A 19,715-nucleotide genomic window follows, 5' to 3' on the forward strand; every position below is an offset into this window, starting at 1 on the left:
AAACAAACGGGGCCACCTCTATATTCGCCGCTCGCCAGAAACGCCTCTTGGAGGATTGCGGCATCGCGAACGAAGGCAAAGCCGCTGTCGTAGGGAACATTCAACCACTTGTGTGCATCCGAGGCTACCGAATCTGCACGCTCGATTCCGAGGCTCAGGTGTGCGAAGCGGGGAGATGTGCCGGCGAACAGCCCGAAGGCTCCGTCCACATGCAGCCATGCGCCGCCTGGGTGGGCATCACGCAGATCGGCGAGCGCAGTAAGGTTGTCGAAGTGGCCGGAATTCACCTCGCCGGCGTTGCCAATAATGATCACCGGCCCATTGATCTCTCCGAGCAGCTCGGCCAGCGCGGCAATGTTCACCGATCCGCCCGGTGCGGATGCCTTGCGCACCTGGTTACGACCAAAGCCGAGTGTACCTTGGCATTTGCGGGCGCTGAGGTGGATCTCTGTGCTCGAAACGACATGAATCGCGGATGACCCGCCAGACCATCGCCCGACGCGTCGAAGCCGAGGCGTCGTCCGGCCCATTGCCGCGTAGCGATCAGACCGACGAGGTTGGCCATGGTCGCGCCGCTGGTCATTGCGCCGGACCATTCCGTGGGCAGTCCGAAGAGATCCTTGAGCCAGCGCAGAACGACGAGTTCGGTCTGCGCCGCCGCGGGGCTGCTGGCCCATAGTCCAGCGTTCTGGTCGATGGCCGAGGCCAGCCAGTCCCCGGCAAGCGCAGCGGGCGTGACACCGCCGTTCACGAAACCGAAAAAGCGAGGGCCCGGCGACGCGGTGATGCCGCGCTCGGCACGCGTATACCATTCATCAAGTACGGCGGCGGGATCGCTCCCGGTTTCGGGAAGCGGTTCGTCCAGTGCCGTCGCCATCTCTTCCAGTGATGGAACATGACTGACCAAGCGCTCCGGCAGCGATGCCAGGAAAGAACTCGCCAGCGCGTGCGCTCGGCCGATAGCCCGTAGTACGGTCACGGCAGCGGTCGTCGATTCGATTCCTTTGTGCATACGTCAGCTACCTGGGTTCTGAAATGGGTGGGCAGACAAGCGATGGTAGTACGGCAGCAGGAGATCGGCTTCAGCGCGACTCCTTGATCATCCGGCCGAAGCTCGGCTGCACCGGCCGGGCATTGTGCCGGTACAGCCGGGTGAAAATCGCGAACTGCTCAGGCGAGATCTGTTGCGCCTGCCTGAGCACCAGCCAGAGCACCCCTTCGGAGCACGGCGGCGTCGTCAGCGAGCCCATATAGGTATAGTAGCTCCGGTCCTGGGGCAGTAACTGCGCGACGTCGATGTCCGGTCCGGTTGAACTGACGTATTCGTTCTTCTCCAGCGGTAGATTGTTCCATACGGCCTGGATCAGCGGATTTTCCATGCCCTTCTCGAGCAGCACAGCGAGGACAGCAAGCTTGCCTTCCTCCGACTTGTGTACTAGATGTGCGACCATGTCGAAGGATTTCCCGTTGACACGCTCCTCGGAGGGTCGGTGAAAGTGAAACTGGATCAGGTCGTAGGTCTTGCCATGCAGGCGGATGCTGTTGCCGCTCACCTCGACCTGGATGGTGTGGCCATTGTCGACGACGCGGAACGGTGACTGTCGATAGTTGAATTCAATTGCTTCGAGGTCAACGCGGAAACCGTCGCGAATATCGATTGGCGATTGCCGCTTGCCGGTGTCGCAGGTGGCAAATTCCGGTCTCAGTTTGCCCCAGTTCTCGGGTCCGCCCTCACCCTCGTAAGCCCAGTGAACATGCGCATGAGCGTAGGGGGTGAGGGGGTGTTGATCGCTGGCCGCCGGTCGTGATTTTGCTGCGCGGTGAGGCTCTGGCGCAGCAACAGCAAGCATCGCCGGGGCAGCGACCGCGACGCGCGCAAGTGGTTTGGCTCCCGTTGGCGGTTTGACCTCGGGTACCATCCTTTCGGCCGCCAGGGTTTGCAGATTGGCGCGTCGGACTTCCTTTTGAATCAGTGCCTCGTTGGCTTTGCGCAGTTCGCCGCTGGCCTCGTTGACCCTGTCGGCGGTTCGGCTGGCAGCCAGGGTAGTTTCAGGCCCCGGTTTCGGTCGGCAGACTTCCCGCAGCAGCTTGTCGTCGAGCATGCCCGAACGAACCGGCATCTCGAGTTGTCCCTTGACATCTTCTTCCCGGAGCAGTTCGCCTTCGTCCTTGAAATAGCTGCGTTTCAGCGTACTGTAGCTACGCGAGCTACAGTCGTAGCGGCTGAGGGCTTGTACAATCCGGTACGACGAAGAGGTTTTGGGATCGATGATCGGTTTTTCGAGAACGATTCGCCCCAGGGCTACGGTCTTTCCGGTTTCATCCTTGCGGATACTGCCGCGGTCGATCTCGACGCGTTTACCGGGCTCGGCGGAAATCGCCTGCCAAGCCGCCGACGAAATCGCCGGCATGCAGAGTACGAGACCGATGGCAAGAAACCTGATGTTTGGATGCATGAAGGAACCTCCCGTCGTTCGCTCTGATCATTCTCTGGTTCACGGAAAATCGTCGCGAAACTTGAGGCGGGAACTTGAGGCAGGAATGGCCTGGGCGACAGCACACGCTGGCCTGCCCATAAAAAAACCCTGGCGGGCTTTCTGCACCGCCAGGGTTATGCTGTGGAACCAGAGATGGCTTAGTGGCTGGCGCCGGAAGCGCCGAAACCCGTTTGTGCGCGCACGTACTGGTCTTCGAATGCCTCTTTCTCCAGTTTGGAGCGCGGGCCGGTGTCACTCTTCGAGAAGATGTACGCGAAGATGAACGCGATCGGCATCGCGAACAGCGCCGGCTGCGTGTAGGGGAACAAGGCGGCCTTGTTGCCCAGTACGTCAACCCACACCGACTTCGAGAAGAGAACGAAGAGGACTGCAGAGGTGACGCCACCGTAGCCGCCCCACAGGGCTCCACGCGTCGTCAGGCCTTTCCAGTACATCGACAGAATCAGCACCGGGAAATTGGCCGCGGCAGCCACACCGAAGGCCAGGCCGACCATGAAGGCGATGTTCATCTTCTCGAACGCGATGCCGAGAACGATGGCCAGCATGCCGAGTCCGATGGTGGCGTAGCGGGACATCCGGATTTCCTCTTTCTCGGCCGCCTGCCCTTTGCGGATCACGCGTGCATAGATGTCATGCGAAATCGCCGAGGCCCCGGCGAGTGCCAGACCGGAAACGACCGCCAGGATGGTCGCGAAGGCCACTGCCGCCAGGAAGCCGAGCAGCATGTTGCCGCCGACGGCCTTGGCCAGGTGCATGGCGACCATGTTGCCGCCGCCGATCAGCTTGCCGCCGACGGTGCCACCCTCGAAGAACTCCGGGTTCTGTCCGACGATGAGGATCGCGCACAGACCCATCAGGAAGATGACGTTGAAGAAGAAGCCGACGAAGCCGGACGCATAGAGCACCGATTTCCGGGCTTCCTTGGCGTTGCCGACGGTGAAGAAGCGCATCAGGATGTGCGGCAGACCGGCGGTGCCGAACATCAGGCCGAGACCGAGCGAGATGGCGGTGACCGGATCGGCCAGAAGGCTGCCAGGGGCCATCAGCTTGGGTCCGAGCTTATGGACGGCTTCGGCTTTCTGCAGCAGGTCGGTGAGCGAAAAACCAAACTGGATGTAGGCCAGCAGCAGCGTCAGCGTACCGCCGAAGAGCAGCATGCAGGCCTTGATGATCTGCACCCAGGTCGTCGCCACCATGCCGCCAAGGGTGACGTAGACCATCATCAGGATGCCGACGACGAAGATCGCGATGTTGTAGTCGAGACCGAACAACAGTCGGATCAACTGCCCGGCACCGACCATCTGGGCGATCAGGTAGAAGACCACCACCACCAGTGAAGAGATCGCCGCCATGGTGCGTACCTTGCCTTGGTCGAGGCGGTACGAGGTGATGTCGGCGAAGGTGAAACGTCCCAGGTTGCGCAGCCGCTCAGCCATCAGGAAGAGGATGATCGGCCATCCGGCGAAGAACGCCAGCATGTAGATGTAGGCGTCGTAGCCCTGGGTGTAGGCCATCGCCGTCAGACCGAGCAGCGTCGCCGCCGACATGTAGTCGCCGGCAATCGCCAGGCCGTTCTGGAAACCGGTGATGCCACCACCGGCGGTGTAGAAGTCGGCGGTGGTCTTGGTGCGGCTGGCCGCCCAGTAGGTGATCCCCATGGTCATTGCCACGAAGATCAGGAACATGATGATCGCGTGCCAGTTGGTCGCCTGCTTGGCCCCACCTGCGTCTACGGCCGGGCCGGCAACCGCCAGACCGGAGAGGATGAGCAGGGAAAGTGCTGGGATCAGTCGTTGCATCATGGCTTCTCCTTCTGGGCTTCCTTGATCATTTCGGAAGTCAGATCATCAAACTCGCCGTTGGCACGTCGAACATACACGAAAGTCAGCAGCCAGAAAAAGACGAACAGGCAAAGTTCGATGGTATAACCGATCGGCCACATCGATCCCTCGGCAATCTTCTGACCCAGCAACCCTGGGTTGAAGGCGACCAGCATGAAGAATCCGTAAAAAAGGATCAGCACGATGGCCGATAGGGTCCACGCGAAGCGTCCCCGCTCGCTAACCAGTTTGTGGAATTTGGGATTGACCCGCATTCGCTCGTAAATAACACTACTCATGTCATCCTCCGATGTCGTTTTGTTGAAGCGGTTTTGCCGCAGTTTCTGCAGCGTATTGACCAGGTGTTGACAAGTCCTTCCCCTCGCCGCGCCGAATACTAACCCAGATCAATGGCCTGTTCAATTCCGTCGTTCTAGAAGTTTTGACGCCACTGGCCGGGGATGGCGTCGTTACTGGTGGGCCAGCGCTCCCGTCACTCAAGTCGGTGCGGCGTCTGGATGAGCGTCCTGGAGCCTGATGTCATTGAGTCGGAGTGATGCGGCGTTGCACAATGATTATTGGTGAAAAAGGACTAGAATTGCCAGCATAACGACAAGGGCTTGGCCGTCAGCGTTTTGATGGTCAGCGCACCGGAGGAGACGAGATGCCGGACATGGCCTCTTCGCAAGCGCTGGATACCTTTCCACGCTTGCTGATTCAGCATGCGCAAGTGCGTGGCGGCAAGCCGGCGATGCGCGAGAAGGATCTGGGGATCTGGCAGTGCTGGACCTGGAACGATGTGGCCGAAGAGGTTCGCGCACTCGCCTGTGGTCTCGCCGAAATGGGTTTTCGACGTGGCGAGAATCTGGCTATCGTCGGCGAAAACCGGCCGCGTATGTACATGATGATGACCGCCGTGCAATGTCTTGGCGGCGTGCCCGTGCCGCTCTACCAGGACGCAGTTGCCAGCGAAATGCTGTTCACCCTGCTCGATGCGGAAATCCGTTTTGTCTTCGTCGAGAATCAGGAGCAGGTCGACAAGTTGCTCGAAATCCAGGATCAACTGCCGCAACTCGAGCATGTGCTTTTCGACGATCCGCGCGGAATGCGTCACTATACGCAGCCTTTCATCCACAACATCCGCGAGTTGATGGCGATGGGACGGATCCACAATCGCAATCACCCGGCTCTGCTGAGCATCGAGATCGACGCGGGTCACCCCGATGATGTAAGCGTCATGCTGTACACTTCGGGGACGACGGGCAAACCCAAGGGGGTGTGTCTGACCCACTATGCCTTCATCAGCGCGGCACGAGGGGGGGCGGATTTCGACCGTCTGACCGCTGATGAGGACATCCTTTCGTATCTGCCGATGGCCTGGGTTGGCGACCACCTGTTTTCATTTGCACAGGCGATGGTCACTGGTTTCACGATCAACTGTCCGGAGTCAGCCGAAACGGTGATGACCGACCTGCGCGAGATCGGGCCCAGCTACTACTTCGCGCCCCCCCGCGTCTTCGAGAACCTGCTGACGCAGGTGATGATCCGCATGGAGGACGCAAGCGTCATCAAGCAGAAAATGTTTCACTACTTCATGGCGGTCGCCCGGCGCAGCGGTGCCCAGATTCTCGACGGCCAGCCGGTCTCCTTTGCCGACCGGCTGCTCTACGCCTTGGGCAAGGTTTTCGTCTTCGGGCCGCTGAAGAATGTTCTCGGCATGAGCCGTATCCGTGTTGCCTATACCGCCGGGGCAGCGATCGGCCCCGACCTGTTCCGTTTCTATCGATCAATCGGCATCAATCTGAAGCAGCTCTATGGTCAGACCGAAACCTGCGCTTATGTCTGCCTGCAGCCCGATGGCCAGATCAAGTTTGACAGCGTCGGCAAGCCGGCGCCAGGCGTCGAAGTCAGGATCGCCGATAACGGCGAGATCCTGGTCAAGGGTCCGATGCTGCTCAAGGAGTATTACAAGCGGCCGGATGCGACAGCCGAAGCGATCAACGCCGACGGTTATTTCATGACCGGTGACGCGGGAATTTTCGATGACGATGGTCATCTCAAGATCATCGATCGCGCCAAGGATGTTGGCAAACTGGCGAACGGTGCGATGTATGCACCCAATTACATCGAAAACAAGTTGAAGTTCTTCCCATATATCAAGGAAGCCGTGGTCTTCGGTGATCACCGCGAAATGGTCTGCGCGTTCATCAACATCGACATCGGCGCGGTTGGCAACTGGGCGGAGCGGCGTGGCCTCGCTTATTCAGGCTATACCGACTTGGCGGCCAAGCCAGAGGTCTATGGGCTGATCCAGGAATGCATCGAGCAAGTCAATGGCGAACTGGTGGGGGAGGGCGCCTTGGCCGATTCGCAGATTCATCGTTTCTTGATCCTGCACAAGGAACTCGATCCCGATGATGATGAATTGACTCGCACGCGCAAGGTGCGCCGCAACTTCGTCGCCGAGAAATATGCAGTTCTGATCGAAGCGCTGTACAACGGCAGAGAACGTCAATTCATCGAAACCGCGGTGAAGTTCGAGGACGGGCGGCAAGGCAGGGTGGCTGCCGATCTCGTCATCCGCGATCCGAAGACTTTTGCAGTTGCCGGGAGGGTCGGCTGATGAGTCGGCAAAGCGGAGAAATCATTCTCGATCTGAAAAACGTCTCCCTCTCCTTCGGTGGGGTCAAGGCGCTGACCGACATCTCGTTCGACGTTCGCGAACACGAGATCAGGGCGATCATCGGCCCGAATGGTGCAGGCAAGAGTTCGATGCTGAACGTGATCAATGGGGTCTACCGCCCACAGAAAGGGGAGATCATCCTGCGTGGCCAGCACTTCAACCGCATGAACCCCTACAAGGCAGCCAGGGCGGGTATCTCACGTACCTTTCAGAACATCGCCCTGTTCAAGGGCATGAGCGTGATCGACAATCTGATGACCGGACGTAATCTGAAGATCCGCAGCAACCTGATCCAGCAGGCGATCTGGTGGGGAGCGGCGCGGCGCGAGGAACTCCTGCACCGGGCCAAGGTTGAGGAAGTGATCGATTTCCTGGAAATTCAGCATATTCGCAAAACGCCGGTTGGTCGCCTGCCCTATGGGCTGCAAAAGCGTGTCGACCTTGGCCGGGCACTGGCCATGGAACCGAGCATCCTTCTGCTTGACGAGCCGATGGCCGGAATGAACGTCGAAGAGAAACAGGACATGTGTCGGTTCATTCTCGACGTCAATGATCAGTTCGGCACGACGATTGTGTTGATCGAACATGACATGGCGGTGGTGATGGACATTTCCGACCGGGTGGTGGTTCTCGATTACGGCAGGAAGATCGGCGATGGGGATCCCGACGCGGTTAGGGCCAATCCGGAAGTCATCAGCGCCTACCTTGGCGCCAGCCACTGAGGGGAGCATCGGATGGGTTTCTTTCTCGAAACACTGATTGGTGGACTGATGGCCGGCATGTTGTACTCGCTGGTCGCGCTGGGTTTCGTGCTGATCTTCAAGGCTTCGGGGGTGTTCAACTTCGCACAGGGTGCGATGGTGCTGTTCGCGGCCCTGGCGATGGCACGTTTTTCGGCGTGGCTTCCGGATCACCTGGGCATCGACAGCGCATGGCTGGCAAATACGATCGCCTTTTTCCTGGCCGGCGCGCTGATGTTCGTCGTCGCCTGGCTGATCGAGCGTCTGGTTCTGCGTCACCTGGTGAATCAGGAGGGCGCAACCCTGCTGATGGCGACCCTGGGCATCGCTTACGTCCTTGAAGGCGTCGGCACAAGCGTTTTCGGTGCCGACGTCTACAAGATCGACGTCGGCATGCCCAAGGAGCCGGTGATGATCCTCGAAGGGACCTTTGAAGGCGGCCTGCTGATCAACAAGGAGGATTTCGTCGCCGCCTTGATCGCGGCCGTGCTGGTTGGCCTGCTGGCGCTGTTTTTCCAGAAGACCGCCACCGGGCGGGCCTTGCGGGCGGTTGCCGACGATCACCAGGCAGCTCAGTCGATCGGTATCCCGCTGAATCGTATCTGGGTGATCGTCTGGTGCGTCGCTGGCTTGGTGGCGCTGGTTGCCGGGGTGATCTGGGGCTCCAAGCTGGGCGTACAGTTTTCTCTGGCGACGGTGGCGCTGCGTGGTTTGCCGGTGGTCATTCTTGGCGGTCTGACCTCGATTCCCGGCGCGATCATCGGCGGACTGATCATTGGTGTTGGCGAGAAGGTCTCGGAGGTCTACCTCGGACCGATGATTGGCGGCGGCATCGAAATCTGGTTTGCCTACCAACTGGCTTTGCTCTTCCTGCTATTCAGACCACAAGGCCTGTTCGGTGAAAAGATCATCGACCGCGTCTAAGGGTCATGACGTTTCCCTGTAGCCCCGATCATGACAGTCATGACCGTTTCCCTTCCCACAGCGAAGGGGAAGATTCGTGAGTCGCTGACGCGACTTTTACATTAAGCGGAGATTAGGCAGATGCTGTACAGAGAAAATGGTCAGTTCAAGACCTCCTACGCCGCCGATCAGCAAATTTTTCCGATTGCACAAGATCGTTGGGCAATTCTCGGTCTTCTGGTGGTGGCCTTCATCGGGGTCCCGTTGCTGGTCGACGAATACCTGTTGCGCGCAATCCTGATTCCCTTCCTGGTCCTGTCGCTGGCAGCACTCGGGGTCAACATTCTGGTCGGTTTCTGCGGGCAGATCACGCTGGGTGCCGGGGCCTTCATGGCGGTAGGGGCTTACGCAGCCTACAATTTCCATATTCGTATCGAGGGCCTGCCACTACTGGTTTCCTTGCTGCTGGGTGGCGTCACCGCTGCCGTTGTGGGCATGTTTTTTGGCATCCCGAGTCTGCGCGTTCGCGGACTCTATCTCGCGGTCGCCACCTTGGCGGCACAGTTCTTCACCGACTGGGTCTTTCTGCGGGTTCCCTGGTTTACCGACAATGCGTCTTCCGGCTCTGTTTCTGTCTCCAATCTTCAGATCATGGGCTGGCAGATTGACACTCCAGTCAACAAATACCTATTTTGCCTGATGTTCCTGACGGTGTTCGCATTGCTGGCGAAAAACATGACGCGCTGTGCCATCGGCCGGCAGTGGATGGCGATTCGCGACATGGACGTTGCCGCCGAAGTGATCGGTATCCGGCCGCTGTTTGCCAAGCTCTCGGCTTTTGCAGTCAGTTCCTTTTTTGTGGGTACGGCCGGCGCCCTGTGGGGCTTCATCCATCTGGCCTCATGGGAGCCTGCTGCCTTCTCGGTCGATCGATCGTTCCAGTTGCTGTTCATGGTCATCATTGGCGGCCTGGGTTCGATCATGGGTAGTTTCTTCGGGGCGGCCTTCATCGTCATCTTGCCGATCGCTCTGAATCAGTTCCTACCAGCTTTCGGAGCGTTGTTCGGGATCAGCATTTCCACTGCCGGAGTTTCACACGCAGAGTTGATCCTCTTTGGCGGATTGATCATTTTCTTCCTGATCAAGGAGCCGCATGGCATCGCTCGCCTGTGGTCTACCGGCAAGGAAAAACTTCGGCTCTGGCCATTTCCACACTGAGGGGTGGCCGGGCGGGTTTCGCTGTTTCTGGAGAGTTTGTACAGACGTATCACTGATCACTGCAATGACAACAAGAGGAGACACTGATGAAACTAAGCAAGCTTGCACTGACGATTTCCGCAAGCGCCGTCGTTCTGTCGTCGCTGCTGACCGCACCGACGGTCCTGGCGCAAGTCAAGGAGCAGTTCTTCCCGGTCCTGGTCTATCGCACCGGCGCTTATGCCACCAACGGTAGTCAATGGGCCAATGGTTACGTTGACTACCTGAAGCTGATAAATGCCAGGGGGGGAATTAATGGGGTCAAGATCAGTTTCGAGGAATGCGAGACGGCTTACGCCACCGATCGAGGCGTCGAATGCTACGAGCGTTTAAAAGGCAAAAACGGTGGTGCGACCTTGTTCCAGCCATTGTCGACCGGGATCACCTTTGCCCTGACCGAGAAAGCGCCGGTCGACAAGATCCCGTTGATTACCGCCGGCTACGGTCGCAGCGAATCACAGAACGGGGCCGTGTTTACCTGGAACTTCCCTTTGCTGGGGACTTACTGGGTCGGTGCCGAGGTGGCCATCCAGCATATCGCCAAGAAGGAAGGGGGTGTCGCCAAACTGAAGGGCAAGAAGATCGCGCTGGTCTACCACGACAGCCCGTACGGCAAGGAGCCGATCCCGGTCCTGCAGGAACTGGGCAAGGCCTATGGTTTTGAAGTGCAGTTGCTGCCGGTGGCACACCCCGGTGTCGAGCAGAAGGCCACTTGGCTGCAGATCCGGCAGCAAAAGCCGGACTACCTGCTGCTTTGGGGTTGGGGGGTGATGAACTCGACCGCATTGCGCGAAGCGCAGGCCACCGGTTATCAGCGTGACAAGATGATGGGCATCTGGTGGGCGGGCGCCGAACCCGACGTCAAGGATGTCGCTGAAGGAGCCAAAGGATACAGTGCGCTGACGCTGCAGCATGGTGCCGAGCCCAATTCGAAGGTCGTCAAGGACATGCTTGATCTGGTATATGCCAAGGGGCAGGGCGCCGGGCCGAAAAACGAGGTCGGGCAGGTCCTCTATATGCGTGGCCTGCTATCGGCGATGCTCGGTGTTGAAGGCGTCCGCAAGGCCCAGGAACGTTATGGCAAGGGCAAGGTGATGACCGGCGAGCAGGTGCGATGGGGCCTTGAAAACCTCAGCCTCGACCAGAAGACCCTTGACGCCATGGGCTTCGCCGGCGTGATGCGACCGGTGCAGACTTCCTGCCTCGACCACATGGGATCGTCGTGGGTGCGTGTTCATACCTGGAATGGCAGCAAGTGGGAATTCAACTCCGACTGGTACCAGGCCGACGAGAAGGTTCTGCGTCCGATGGTGATGCTGGCCTCGGGCAAGTACGCCGAAGAAAAGAAGCTGAAGCCGCGCACCCCTGAAGAGTGCAAGTTATAGATTGCCGAAAACTCACAGTCAGGACGAGCCCTTTATCCGCTCTCCAGCTTGCTGGAGAGCGGTGTCCCAATGGTGATGGCCAAGACCGCCATCACGCATGATGAAAGTCATGATGCCATGAGCGACGCCAACAATATCCTGCTTCGTGTCAATAGCATCGAGGTGATCTACAATCACGTGATTCTGGTTCTCAAGGGGGTTTCATTCAGCGTTCCCGAGGGAGGAATCGTCGCTCTGCTCGGGGGCAATGGGGCCGGCAAAACGACGACCCTGCGGGCGGTGAGCAATCTGCTGCACGGTGAGCGCGGGGAAGTGACCAAAGGCACGATCGACTTGCGCGGCGAACGTATCGAGGCACTGTCCCCGTCGCAACTGGTCCGGCGCGGTGTGATCCAGGTGATGGAAGGACGACACTGTTTCGCCCACCTGAGCATCGAGGAAAACCTGTTGACCGGCGCCTACACGCGTAGCGACGGCAAAACCGCGATTGCCGAAACGCTCGACAAGGTCTACGCTTATTTCCCTCGCCTCAAGACCCGCCGCAGCAGCCAGGCGGCCTACACTTCGGGCGGTGAGCAACAGATGTGCGCGATCGGAAGGGCGTTGATGGCCAATCCGCGCATGGTACTGCTCGACGAACCGTCGATGGGTCTGGCGCCGCAGATCGTCGACGAGGTATTTACCATCGTCAAGGATCTGAACCAGAAGGAAGGCGTGACTTTCCTGCTTGCGGAGCAGAACACCAATATGGCGCTGCGCTATGCCGACTTCGGGTATATTCTGGAAAACGGCCGGGTGGTGATGGAGGGGGTTGCCAGCGATCTGGCCGCCAACGAAGATGTCAAGGAGTTCTACCTGGGACTGTCATCGGTCGGGCGAAAGAGTTTTCGCGATGTAAAGCATTATCGTCGCCGCAAGCGCTGGCTATCGTGAGTGAGTTGCACGTTTGTTCTGCCTCAGATGTTTTCGCCGGTACTGAACCATGTGGCTCGAATGGAACCTCTTGGAACTCGAGTTGATCTCTAGCCCTAAAAATGTTCCCGCCAATGACGACAAGCTGAACATTTCGCCAATGTCGCTGATGGGCGCTGCCATCACGGCGTGGCTGCTTGTCGTTCCGGCGCGTGCCGACCATGCGGTGGGAGCCGCATCCGGCCTGCAAATCGGCGATTGCGTCATCTTTCGCGAGGGTGGGGCAGGCTGGCTGTTGAAGACACCGACCTACTGGTTCAAGGGCCTGGTGGTGGATCTGTCCCGCGAAAGGCGGATCGCGAACCTTTGCCCACACATCGGCAAGCAGGCATCCGCCTATACGCAGGCTGACCAATTACGCCTGGCGGCTGCAATGCCTTGCGTGGACAAGGAGTCAGAGGTTCAGGAAGTCCCCGTGCTGCGCCTGCGAGTGGCCGTTGAGGCATGGGAAACGCCCTGGTCGCCGCAGCACGGCGGCATCGGATGGCTGTATCGCGGACAGTTTCTCGACCAGAAGTTGTACAAAGGGGGGGTACTGGACATCGATGCCACCTGGCTGGCGCCCTGCGAGACGGACACATGAGCGGCGGTCCGTTAAGCGGTGTGCGCGTTCTCGACCTGACGCGCCTGCTGCCCGGTCCGGTGGCTACCCTGCATCTGGCAGATCTGGGCGCCGACGTGATCAAGATCGAGGATCATGGCGCCGGTGACTACGCACGTATCCTCGGCGATGGCCCGGACGGTGTCAGCGTCTTCTACCGTAGCGTCAATCGCAACAAGCGTGGCCTGCGCCTTGACCTCAAGCACTCGCAAGGGCGTGCGGTATTTCTGCGCCTGGCGCAGGCGGCCGATATTGTCGTCGAGAGCTTCCGGCCGGGTGTCAGCGACAAGCTCGGGATTGGCTATCAGGCGTTATCGGCGGTCAATCCGAGGATCGTGTATTGCGCGATCACCGGTTACGGCCAGACCGGGCCACTGGCGATGGCCGCCGGCCATGATCTCAACTACATCGGGTTTGCCGGCGTTCTCGATCAGATCGGCGTGGCCGGCGGCCAGCCGGCGATTCCCAATCTCCAGATCGGTGATCTGCTGGGTGGCGCGATGACTGCGGTGATGGGCATCCTTGCCGCTCTGTTCGATGCGCAGCGTAGCGGGCGGGGACGCCTGGTCGACGTGGCGATGAGCGAAGCGGTTCTGGCGCACAACCTCTTCCCGTTTTTTGCGCTGCAGACCGAAGGGGGGGTGCCGCAGCGCGGCGCCGATTTGTTGACGGGTGGTGACGCCGGTTATGGGGTCTATGCGACCGCCGACGGGCGCTACATGGCGGTTGCACCATTGGAAAAGAAGTTCTGGGATCTTTTCTGTGATGCCCTGGCACATCCCGAATGGAAGTCGAAGCATGGGCTGCGCGGTGCGGCAGCAGCAGCGCTGCGTCGTGAACTTCAAGAACTCTTTGTCGGTCGGAATCAGTCTGAATGGCAGGATTTCTTTGCCGGCATCGATTGCTGTGTCACGCCCGTACTCAGCGTTGCCGAGGCTCTCGAACATCCGCACTTCGTTGCCCGGCGCATGGCCGTGCAGGCGGATGGTGTGACTCAGTTCGCTCCGCCGCTGAAACTCTCCGGCTGGGTCTTCGCAGTCGAACGCGCAGCACCATCGCCAGGCGAGCATGGCACAGAGGTGCTGCGCGAGTCAGGTTTCAGTGCAGACGAGATCCGCGAACTGCAGGAAGCTTCGATCATCTGAAGAAGCCGGGTCGCGCCAACGGCAGTCCGGGAGTTGCCGGTTGCACTACGCTTTCGGGGGGTCTTCGCGAGCCTGGCTGACTTGTGCTGCAGTGGCGGCGGCCTTCTGCATCTGTTCCTGCATCTGCTGCAGCATGGTCAGTGGCCACAGCGCTGCCTGCCTGAGTGCTTCATTGCCGCTGCCGGCAACCTGAGTGCCGGTTTGGCCGGCATCGCCGCCAGCAGCGTTGGCGGTATAACTGCTAGCCATCTGGCCCATCGCCCGCACCGCATTGAGGGTGACGCATTGCATCTCGAGGCCCTGGATCGTCATCTGCAGCATCGACAGATTCATCTTCAACCAGCTCTCGACAGCCTTGAGATCCTTGATCTTTTGTTCAATCTCTTCAATGTTGAGGGTAGGGGTGACTAGGTTGGGCAGTGAAAATCCCATGCCGCCCCACATTTTTTTGGCGAAGCTCAAAGGATCAGTGACGGAATCGAGATTGGGCATGATGGTGCTCCGGTTGTGGTGAGGATAGTCCATCTTAGCAAAGTTTTATGATTTGCGGCGGGCAGCGCTGCCGACGCCCACAGGCTAGTCTGGGCAGCACGTGCCGATCATTCAGATTTGGTAACAGTAGAGCCGTCGTGCGTCATCGATTTCAATGACGCGCGTGGCGACCACTCCCGGTACGGCAAAACTGTTGCTGACGAACAGGCTTCCCGGGGGCATCTCACTTTGTACCTTTTCCCACAATGCCGCCATCGGAGCCGGCGACAGGAAGGCATACACCACGTTGTGACCTGAGAGGCTGGTTTGCCAGAGGTCGCCCCAGCGCCAGTGGCAATTGGCAAGGCCGGCGCTGCGCAAGCGACCAATGAGCCAGGTCGCTGGTGCGTTTTCGACGCCGCAGAAATGTGCTTCAGGTCGCTTCCGGGCGAGCGGAATCAGGATACTGCCGATGCCTGCGCCGAGGTCGAGAAAACGCAGTTCGTGCAGATCGGCGGTAAGTTCGGCGATGGCTGCCGCGGTTGGGCCGTTGGAGAAATAGAGCGGGACCCGGCCAGTCAATGCACCGCGATAAACGACCAGCAGCAGAAAGAACAAGAGCAGGAACCAGCCGGGGTCGATCGCCAACCTGGAAACGCTCCAGGCCAGCGGCGCGAAGAATGCATGCATCAGGCGCCACCACCAGGGCTGGCGGCTGAGGGTGGCGAACAGCGCAGCGACACCGCCGATGGCGAAAGCCGTCTGTGGCCAGGGCAGATCTTCGTTACGGATAGCGTAGTAAGGCCAGGCCAGAGAAAGAACGGCTAGCGCTGCGGCGAGTTGCAGTGCCAGTTGGCGAATCTGCGAGTCGGGCATCGCTGGCACGGATACGACAGGTTCAGGCGAGGATGACGGCAATGGCTTGCTCCTGGAGAACTGCGAACCAGATGGTAAGGAAGGTACGCCTGTACTTGATGTGATCGTCGTGTTGGCGATTCGAGAATCTTTCCTCACTCGCAAGAGGGAGGGGGTCGGAGGGATGAAATGGGGGGAATTCACGGCGCTTGCTCGGCGTCCATCGAGCAATTCCGGCGTCCAGGCCGGAATACGCCCTGCCTCAGTCGCGCGAGCCGGCAGTCCCGACACCGCCTTGGCCTGTCATCGCGTTGAATCTATGCAGGCACCTGGGCGAGCTTCATGGCACTTGCCGAGGATAGGCAACAAGCCTAACGGCAAAAGTATATGTTCCCCTATAACTGCGGTCAATTGTCGATCTGGCCCATTGGCAGTTTTCACCTATGGTCATCAGGCAGTAAGCCTGTAGAATAGTCCCTGGGCCTGTAGCTCAGTTGGTTAGAGCAGAGGACTTAGCGAGGGCAGCCTGACATCCTCCGATGTCTGGTTGTCCTCATGGGTTGCCCGTTGCCAGTCGTAGGCTGGTGGCGGGTAGAACTGGTCAAATTCGGTGGAAGCTAAGCCCTGAGGGGTATGCCAATACCGAGCCAAGTCCCCAAGCGATACGGGAAAGGTGTAGAGACTAGACGGTCAGCCGATCACAGGAAGGTATAGTCCAGACCACAAACCTGAAAGGGGCGGCGAAAGTCGTAGTGGTAAGCATAATCCTTTGGTCCAGGGTTCAAGTCCCTGCGGGCCCACCAATTCTAAAACCCAACCCTGATCGGTTGGGTTTTTTTCTGCCTGTCGCGCCAGTGTTGGCGGGGCTTTCGGCGGAGTCTGGTGTTTCGCCATCATCCTGGCAGTGCGTTATTCCGCTCACCAGGCTTCAGACGCCTCTCTTTTCTCCATTTGACCTGTGGCTGGACGAGGCTCACACCCTCGATTTCATGCGGGTTTCAGGCCGATGGTTGGGCGTCAACCGCCCTGACCAGAATCCTTGCAAACCCGTTTTACGCATCGAATCCATCGAACAGCCGATGCTGATCATCCCAATCCGACGGTGGCAGATTGTTCTTCAACCAGAGCAGGCTCAAGGTCTTCGGCTGATGCCCATCGAGGATGCTGCGCACCAGTTTCGGCGAGAGCAGCATCAATCGCAGCAGTTCATTGACGGTCGTCTGGTGCAGCCCCTCGCGCCGGGCAATGTCAGATCCGCTGTTGACGATGCCCTCGTCGATGAGTCGCTGCCAGTGAAACGCCTTGGACAGCGCCGTCAAAATCGGTGCGTCGTGCTCCGGCACCTTGTCTCCGGCCGCCGATGGAATCACGACCTTGCGTCCGCCGTGCCGCTTGATGCGCACCGGGATGAAGGTCGTGAGTTTGGCGCCCTGCCGACCACATTGATGCGTGGCCGCGCCCGTCTGGATGATCCTTGTCATGCCACCACCTCCTGCTGTTCCATTTCCAGTAATTCACCGCCAATCGTGCCCGGTCGCATCTCGCCGGCCAGTGCGTGCCAACCGGTATCCCGCCAGATGATCTCGATGCCTTCCTCCCGGAGTGTCACGCGCTCGATCAGCAACTGGACGATGCGCTGGCGCTCGGCGGGAAACAACTGCGACCAAACCTGGCCCATCTGCCGGAACGGCAGCACCACCTCCGGTTCGGTCAGTGCGGGATATTTCTCCCGGGCCACATCCCACACCGATTGCACCATCTCCGGCGACATCAGCGCGGCGTGGATTTGCACCAGCACCATCTGCTCGATGGGCTCCGCCGGCACCCGGCCTGCCGGGCTGGCATCGGCCCCGAAGCGCACCTTGCGATTGGGAACGTAATAGCGGTAGCGCTTGCCATTCGGTTTGCGGGTGAAGGCCGGCTGATACTTCTCGCCGTCGGCGGTGTAGAACAGACCGAGCAACAACGCCTCCGGCTGTCGTCGTTGCCAGGTCTCCGATGTACGCTGGCGATTGTTCTGCGCGAGGATGGCGTGGGCGGAGTCCCACAGGGCCTGATCGATGATCGGCTCGTGCGCGCCAGTGTGAAACTGCCCCTTGTGGGGAATCTCACCCCGATAGACGCGGTTGTGCAGCAGCTTGTAGAGCATCTGCTTGCTGAAGGGTTTGCCCTGCTTGTTGGTCTTGCCGTCGGCGGCCAGTTGCCGCACCAGATCGGTGGTCGACCGGCAGGCCACGAAATCGGAGAAGATGCGCTTGACCAATTGGGCCTCGACATCGACCATGACCAGCCGCCGATCCTCCACGCGGTAGCCGAGAGGCGGATGACCGCCCATCCACATCCCCTTGGCTTTGCTGGCGGCGATCTTATCGCGGATACGCTCGCCGGTGACTTCCCGCTCGAACTGGGCGAACGACAGCAGGACGTTGAGCATCAACCGCCCCATCGAGGTGGTGGTGTTGAACTGCTGCGTGACCGACACGAACGACACGCGATGGCGCTCAAAGACTTCGATTAGCCGGGAGAAATCACCGAGGCTGCGGGTCAGTCGGTCAATCTTGTACACGACCACGATGTCGACCTTGCCAGCCTCGATGTCGGCCATCAGGCGTTTGATGCCTGGGCGTTCCATATTGCCGCCGGAGAAGCCGGGATCAATGTAATCGTCGGGTGCAGGAATCCAGCCCTCGGTACGCTGGCTGGCGACGTAGGCCAGTCCGGCATCCTTTTGCGCATCGAGGGAATTGAAGGATTGGTCGAGCCGTTCGTCGCTGGAGACACGGCAATAGACGGCACAACGTTTTGGGGCGACGACGTTCATTTCCGCCCTCCCTTCACGCCGAAGAAGGCCGGCCCCGACCAGTGCGTGCCGGTGATGGCGCGTGCTGCCGCCGATAGGCTCTTGTAGCGCTGGCCATTCAGTTCATAAAGTCCATCGGGCAGGACAGTCACGCGGTACTCGCGGCGATCCCATTCACGGATTAGCGTGGTGCCCGGCATCATTCGCACCTCGGGGCCGCGTCCGACCTTGATCTTGGAGTGTTGCTCGCCGCAGTCGGCCAGATGCGCCTTGACCACCGGCGGCAAACCGCCGAGAGCAATCTCCTGCAGGCGGTAGGCGAGACGTGCCTCGAGATAGCGCCGCTGCACACGCTTGGGCCGGCGCGGAAAGTGGGCATCCCACAACGCCCACAGGCGATCCTGCGGGAGTTGGGGTAGCGCCGCCAGTTGCGCGGCGAGAGTGGGTGCTGGGTTGGGTGAATTTCTCATCAGAAACTCCTGGTGTTGAGGGAGTTGTATGAAGGCGCTGTGGCGGGCGAAAGCCAAGTCAAACCGCGCTCTGCCCGGTATCCACATCGGCACCCGCATCCTCCCTCTCGCCCAGCAGGGTCTGCTTCTTGCCGGTGCGCTTGTCCTTGACGCCCAGGATGTAGACCTCACCGTTCCAGACGCCGCAGGCGACGTCGGTATCGTCGGCATCGAACGGCAGCAGCCAGCCGGTGACGCCCTCGGGCAGATCGAGCAAGTCCTCCGGGCGGTGGATGGGCCAGCGCATCGCCGCCTGATACCGGTCGGCAAACTGCAACACCTCGGGCGGCACGTCCGGGAAGTTCTCGCGGCTCAAGATGGGAATCCAGGCCAGCAATTGACCACTGGCGAGCCATTGCTGGACACGTTGCTCGACTTCCGGGTCGTAGTGGCCCAGCCGCTCGATAGGCAGGAGGTCGGTGGTAGCGTTGATCGTCGTGGTGTTCATTTCATTTCCTTGAATTTGTGATTGGGTGTACCGGGTGGTAACCAGGGTGGTAACCAGGGTGGTAACCGGTAACCCTGGTAACCTCATTTCGTGGTCTGTCGGTAGCGGATCAGCGGGCTCGCGCCCCCCGCATGGCATTGCGGCGAGGAAGGACCCGTCGAATCATCTGGCGCTGCAGCTTGTTGAACTGCTTCATCTGCTGCTTGGCTGACTTGCGCACGATTCGGGTCAGCCGGATGCCGGCGACGACCCAGCGCCACTGCCACGGGATGGTGCCGACGATGCGCCGTGGCCGGAGGACGACGGTTGGGTGCCGTTGCTGTACGACTGGCCCGCCATCCCATTCCTCGACCTTGACCGACACCATCGTCACGGCAGGCTCGATGGCGGGCGACGGCCGGTGCATTGGCATCGGTGGCAGCATCTCGGCCAGCAACTGCTCCCGTTGTGCTGGCGGCAGTTGCCGCAGGACGGTCTCTGCCTGATTCATCCGTTGCTGCATCGGTGCGAACGGATTGGTCATGTCGAATTGGGCACGCTTGATTTCCATCGTTGTCTCCTGATTGTTGGGGGTGCCGGCTTTCTGCGATGCCTTTCGCAGTTAGCGCCGGCGGGCATTACGCGGCAT

The 19,715-nt window shown here is 59.8% G+C and carries 20 protein-coding genes; 8 read left to right on the top strand and 12 right to left on the bottom strand.

Annotation, left to right across the window (positions count from 1 at the left end; all coding sequences use genetic code 11):
• The 5 genes from AW06_RS20315 to AW06_RS09565 all read right to left on the bottom strand — a co-directional run.
• Positions 1–470: pyridoxal-dependent decarboxylase (locus AW06_RS20315; RefSeq protein WP_273704573.1), on the bottom strand; the 470-nt coding region annotated here is incomplete at its 3' end.
• Positions 359–1,012 (bottom strand): pyridoxal-dependent decarboxylase, encoded by a 654-nt coding sequence (locus tag AW06_RS20320; protein WP_273704564.1) that lies wholly within the window; start codon positions 1,010–1,012, stop codon positions 359–361. The genes AW06_RS20315 and AW06_RS20320, both read right to left, overlap by 112 nt.
• Before the next feature lie 70 nt (positions 1,013–1,082).
• A complete protein-coding gene (locus AW06_RS09555) occupies positions 1,083–2,456 on the bottom strand; it encodes a carbonic anhydrase family protein (protein WP_034949158.1) in 1,374 nt (457 codons plus the stop codon).
• 179 nt (positions 2,457–2,635) lie between these two features.
• On the bottom strand, positions 2,636–4,300 hold the full coding sequence (locus tag AW06_RS09560) for a cation acetate symporter (protein WP_034949160.1): 1,665 nt from the start codon (positions 4,298–4,300) through the stop codon (positions 2,636–2,638).
• The gene (locus tag AW06_RS09565) at positions 4,297–4,617 is read right to left on the bottom strand and encodes a DUF485 domain-containing protein (protein WP_273704565.1); all 321 of its coding nucleotides are present in this window, start codon (positions 4,615–4,617) and stop codon (positions 4,297–4,299) included. The genes AW06_RS09560 and AW06_RS09565 overlap by 4 nt, the downstream gene beginning before the upstream one ends.
• A 365-nt stretch (positions 4,618–4,982) precedes the next feature.
• Here AW06_RS09565 and AW06_RS09570 point away from each other — a divergent pair, with 365 nt between their 5' ends.
• The 8 genes from AW06_RS09570 (at position 4,983) to AW06_RS09605 (ending at position 14,004) form a co-directional block, all read left to right on the top strand.
• Positions 4,983–6,941 (top strand): AMP-binding protein, encoded by a 1,959-nt coding sequence (locus AW06_RS09570; RefSeq protein WP_034949161.1) that lies wholly within the window; start codon positions 4,983–4,985, stop codon positions 6,939–6,941.
• On the top strand, positions 6,941–7,723 hold the full coding sequence (locus AW06_RS09575) for an ABC transporter ATP-binding protein (RefSeq protein WP_034949162.1): 783 nt from the start codon (positions 6,941–6,943) through the stop codon (positions 7,721–7,723). Before AW06_RS09570 ends, AW06_RS09575 begins: the two co-directional genes overlap by 1 nt.
• Positions 7,724–7,735: 12 nt before the next feature.
• Positions 7,736–8,665 (top strand): branched-chain amino acid ABC transporter permease, encoded by a 930-nt coding sequence (locus AW06_RS09580; protein WP_034949163.1) that lies wholly within the window; start codon positions 7,736–7,738, stop codon positions 8,663–8,665.
• A gap of 120 nt (positions 8,666–8,785) precedes the next feature.
• Positions 8,786–9,862 carry a branched-chain amino acid ABC transporter permease gene (locus AW06_RS09585; protein ID WP_034949164.1) on the top strand — a complete coding sequence of 359 codons (1,077 nt, stop codon included), beginning with the start codon at positions 8,786–8,788 and terminating at the stop codon, positions 9,860–9,862.
• A gap of 86 nt (positions 9,863–9,948) precedes the next feature.
• The gene (locus tag AW06_RS09590; RefSeq protein ID WP_034949165.1) at positions 9,949–11,286 is read left to right on the top strand and encodes an ABC transporter substrate-binding protein; all 1,338 of its coding nucleotides are present in this window, start codon (positions 9,949–9,951) and stop codon (positions 11,284–11,286) included.
• A 117-nt stretch (positions 11,287–11,403) separates the two neighbouring features.
• Positions 11,404–12,219 carry an ABC transporter ATP-binding protein gene (locus AW06_RS09595; protein WP_034949188.1) on the top strand — a complete coding sequence of 272 codons (816 nt, stop codon included), beginning with the start codon at positions 11,404–11,406 and terminating at the stop codon, positions 12,217–12,219.
• An 82-nt stretch (positions 12,220–12,301) separates the two neighbouring features.
• Complete coding sequence (locus AW06_RS09600) at positions 12,302–12,841, top strand: hypothetical protein (protein ID WP_273704566.1); 540 nt, start codon at positions 12,302–12,304, stop codon at positions 12,839–12,841.
• Positions 12,838–14,004 carry a CaiB/BaiF CoA-transferase family protein gene (locus tag AW06_RS09605; RefSeq protein ID WP_034949167.1) on the top strand — a complete coding sequence of 389 codons (1,167 nt, stop codon included), beginning with the start codon at positions 12,838–12,840 and terminating at the stop codon, positions 14,002–14,004. Before AW06_RS09600 ends, AW06_RS09605 begins: the two co-directional genes overlap by 4 nt.
• Before the next feature lie 45 nt (positions 14,005–14,049).
• On the opposite strand, the gene AW06_RS09610 is transcribed toward AW06_RS09605, so the two are convergent.
• From AW06_RS09610 to AW06_RS09640, 7 genes are all read right to left on the bottom strand, one after another.
• Positions 14,050–14,496, bottom strand: a complete 447-nt coding sequence (locus AW06_RS09610; RefSeq protein WP_034949168.1) for a PhaM family polyhydroxyalkanoate granule multifunctional regulatory protein — start codon at positions 14,494–14,496, stop codon at positions 14,050–14,052.
• 111 nt (positions 14,497–14,607) lie between these two features.
• Positions 14,608–15,351 (bottom strand): class I SAM-dependent methyltransferase, encoded by a 744-nt coding sequence (locus AW06_RS09615; protein WP_034949169.1) that lies wholly within the window; start codon positions 15,349–15,351, stop codon positions 14,608–14,610.
• A 1,031-nt stretch (positions 15,352–16,382) separates the two neighbouring features.
• On the bottom strand, positions 16,383–16,811 hold the full coding sequence (locus AW06_RS09620; protein WP_273704567.1) for a hypothetical protein: 429 nt from the start codon (positions 16,809–16,811) through the stop codon (positions 16,383–16,385).
• The gene (locus AW06_RS09625) at positions 16,808–18,151 is read right to left on the bottom strand and encodes a recombinase family protein (RefSeq protein ID WP_034949171.1); all 1,344 of its coding nucleotides are present in this window, start codon (positions 18,149–18,151) and stop codon (positions 16,808–16,810) included. The genes AW06_RS09620 and AW06_RS09625 overlap by 4 nt, the downstream gene beginning before the upstream one ends.
• Positions 18,148–18,600, bottom strand: coding sequence for a DUF2924 domain-containing protein (locus AW06_RS09630; RefSeq protein ID WP_034949173.1), 453 nt, complete (start codon positions 18,598–18,600; stop codon positions 18,148–18,150). Before AW06_RS09630 ends, AW06_RS09625 begins: the two co-directional genes overlap by 4 nt.
• Before the next feature lie 58 nt (positions 18,601–18,658).
• Positions 18,659–19,087, bottom strand: coding sequence for a hypothetical protein (locus AW06_RS09635; RefSeq protein WP_273704568.1), 429 nt, complete (start codon positions 19,085–19,087; stop codon positions 18,659–18,661).
• A 109-nt stretch (positions 19,088–19,196) separates the two neighbouring features.
• Positions 19,197–19,637, bottom strand: a complete 441-nt coding sequence (locus AW06_RS09640; RefSeq protein WP_034949175.1) for a hypothetical protein — start codon at positions 19,635–19,637, stop codon at positions 19,197–19,199.
• Between the last annotated feature and the right edge of the window lie 78 nt (positions 19,638–19,715).

It is taken from the genome of Candidatus Accumulibacter cognatus (assembly GCF_000584975.1).
GTDB classification, from domain to species: Bacteria; Pseudomonadota; Gammaproteobacteria; order Burkholderiales; family Rhodocyclaceae; genus Accumulibacter; species Accumulibacter cognatus.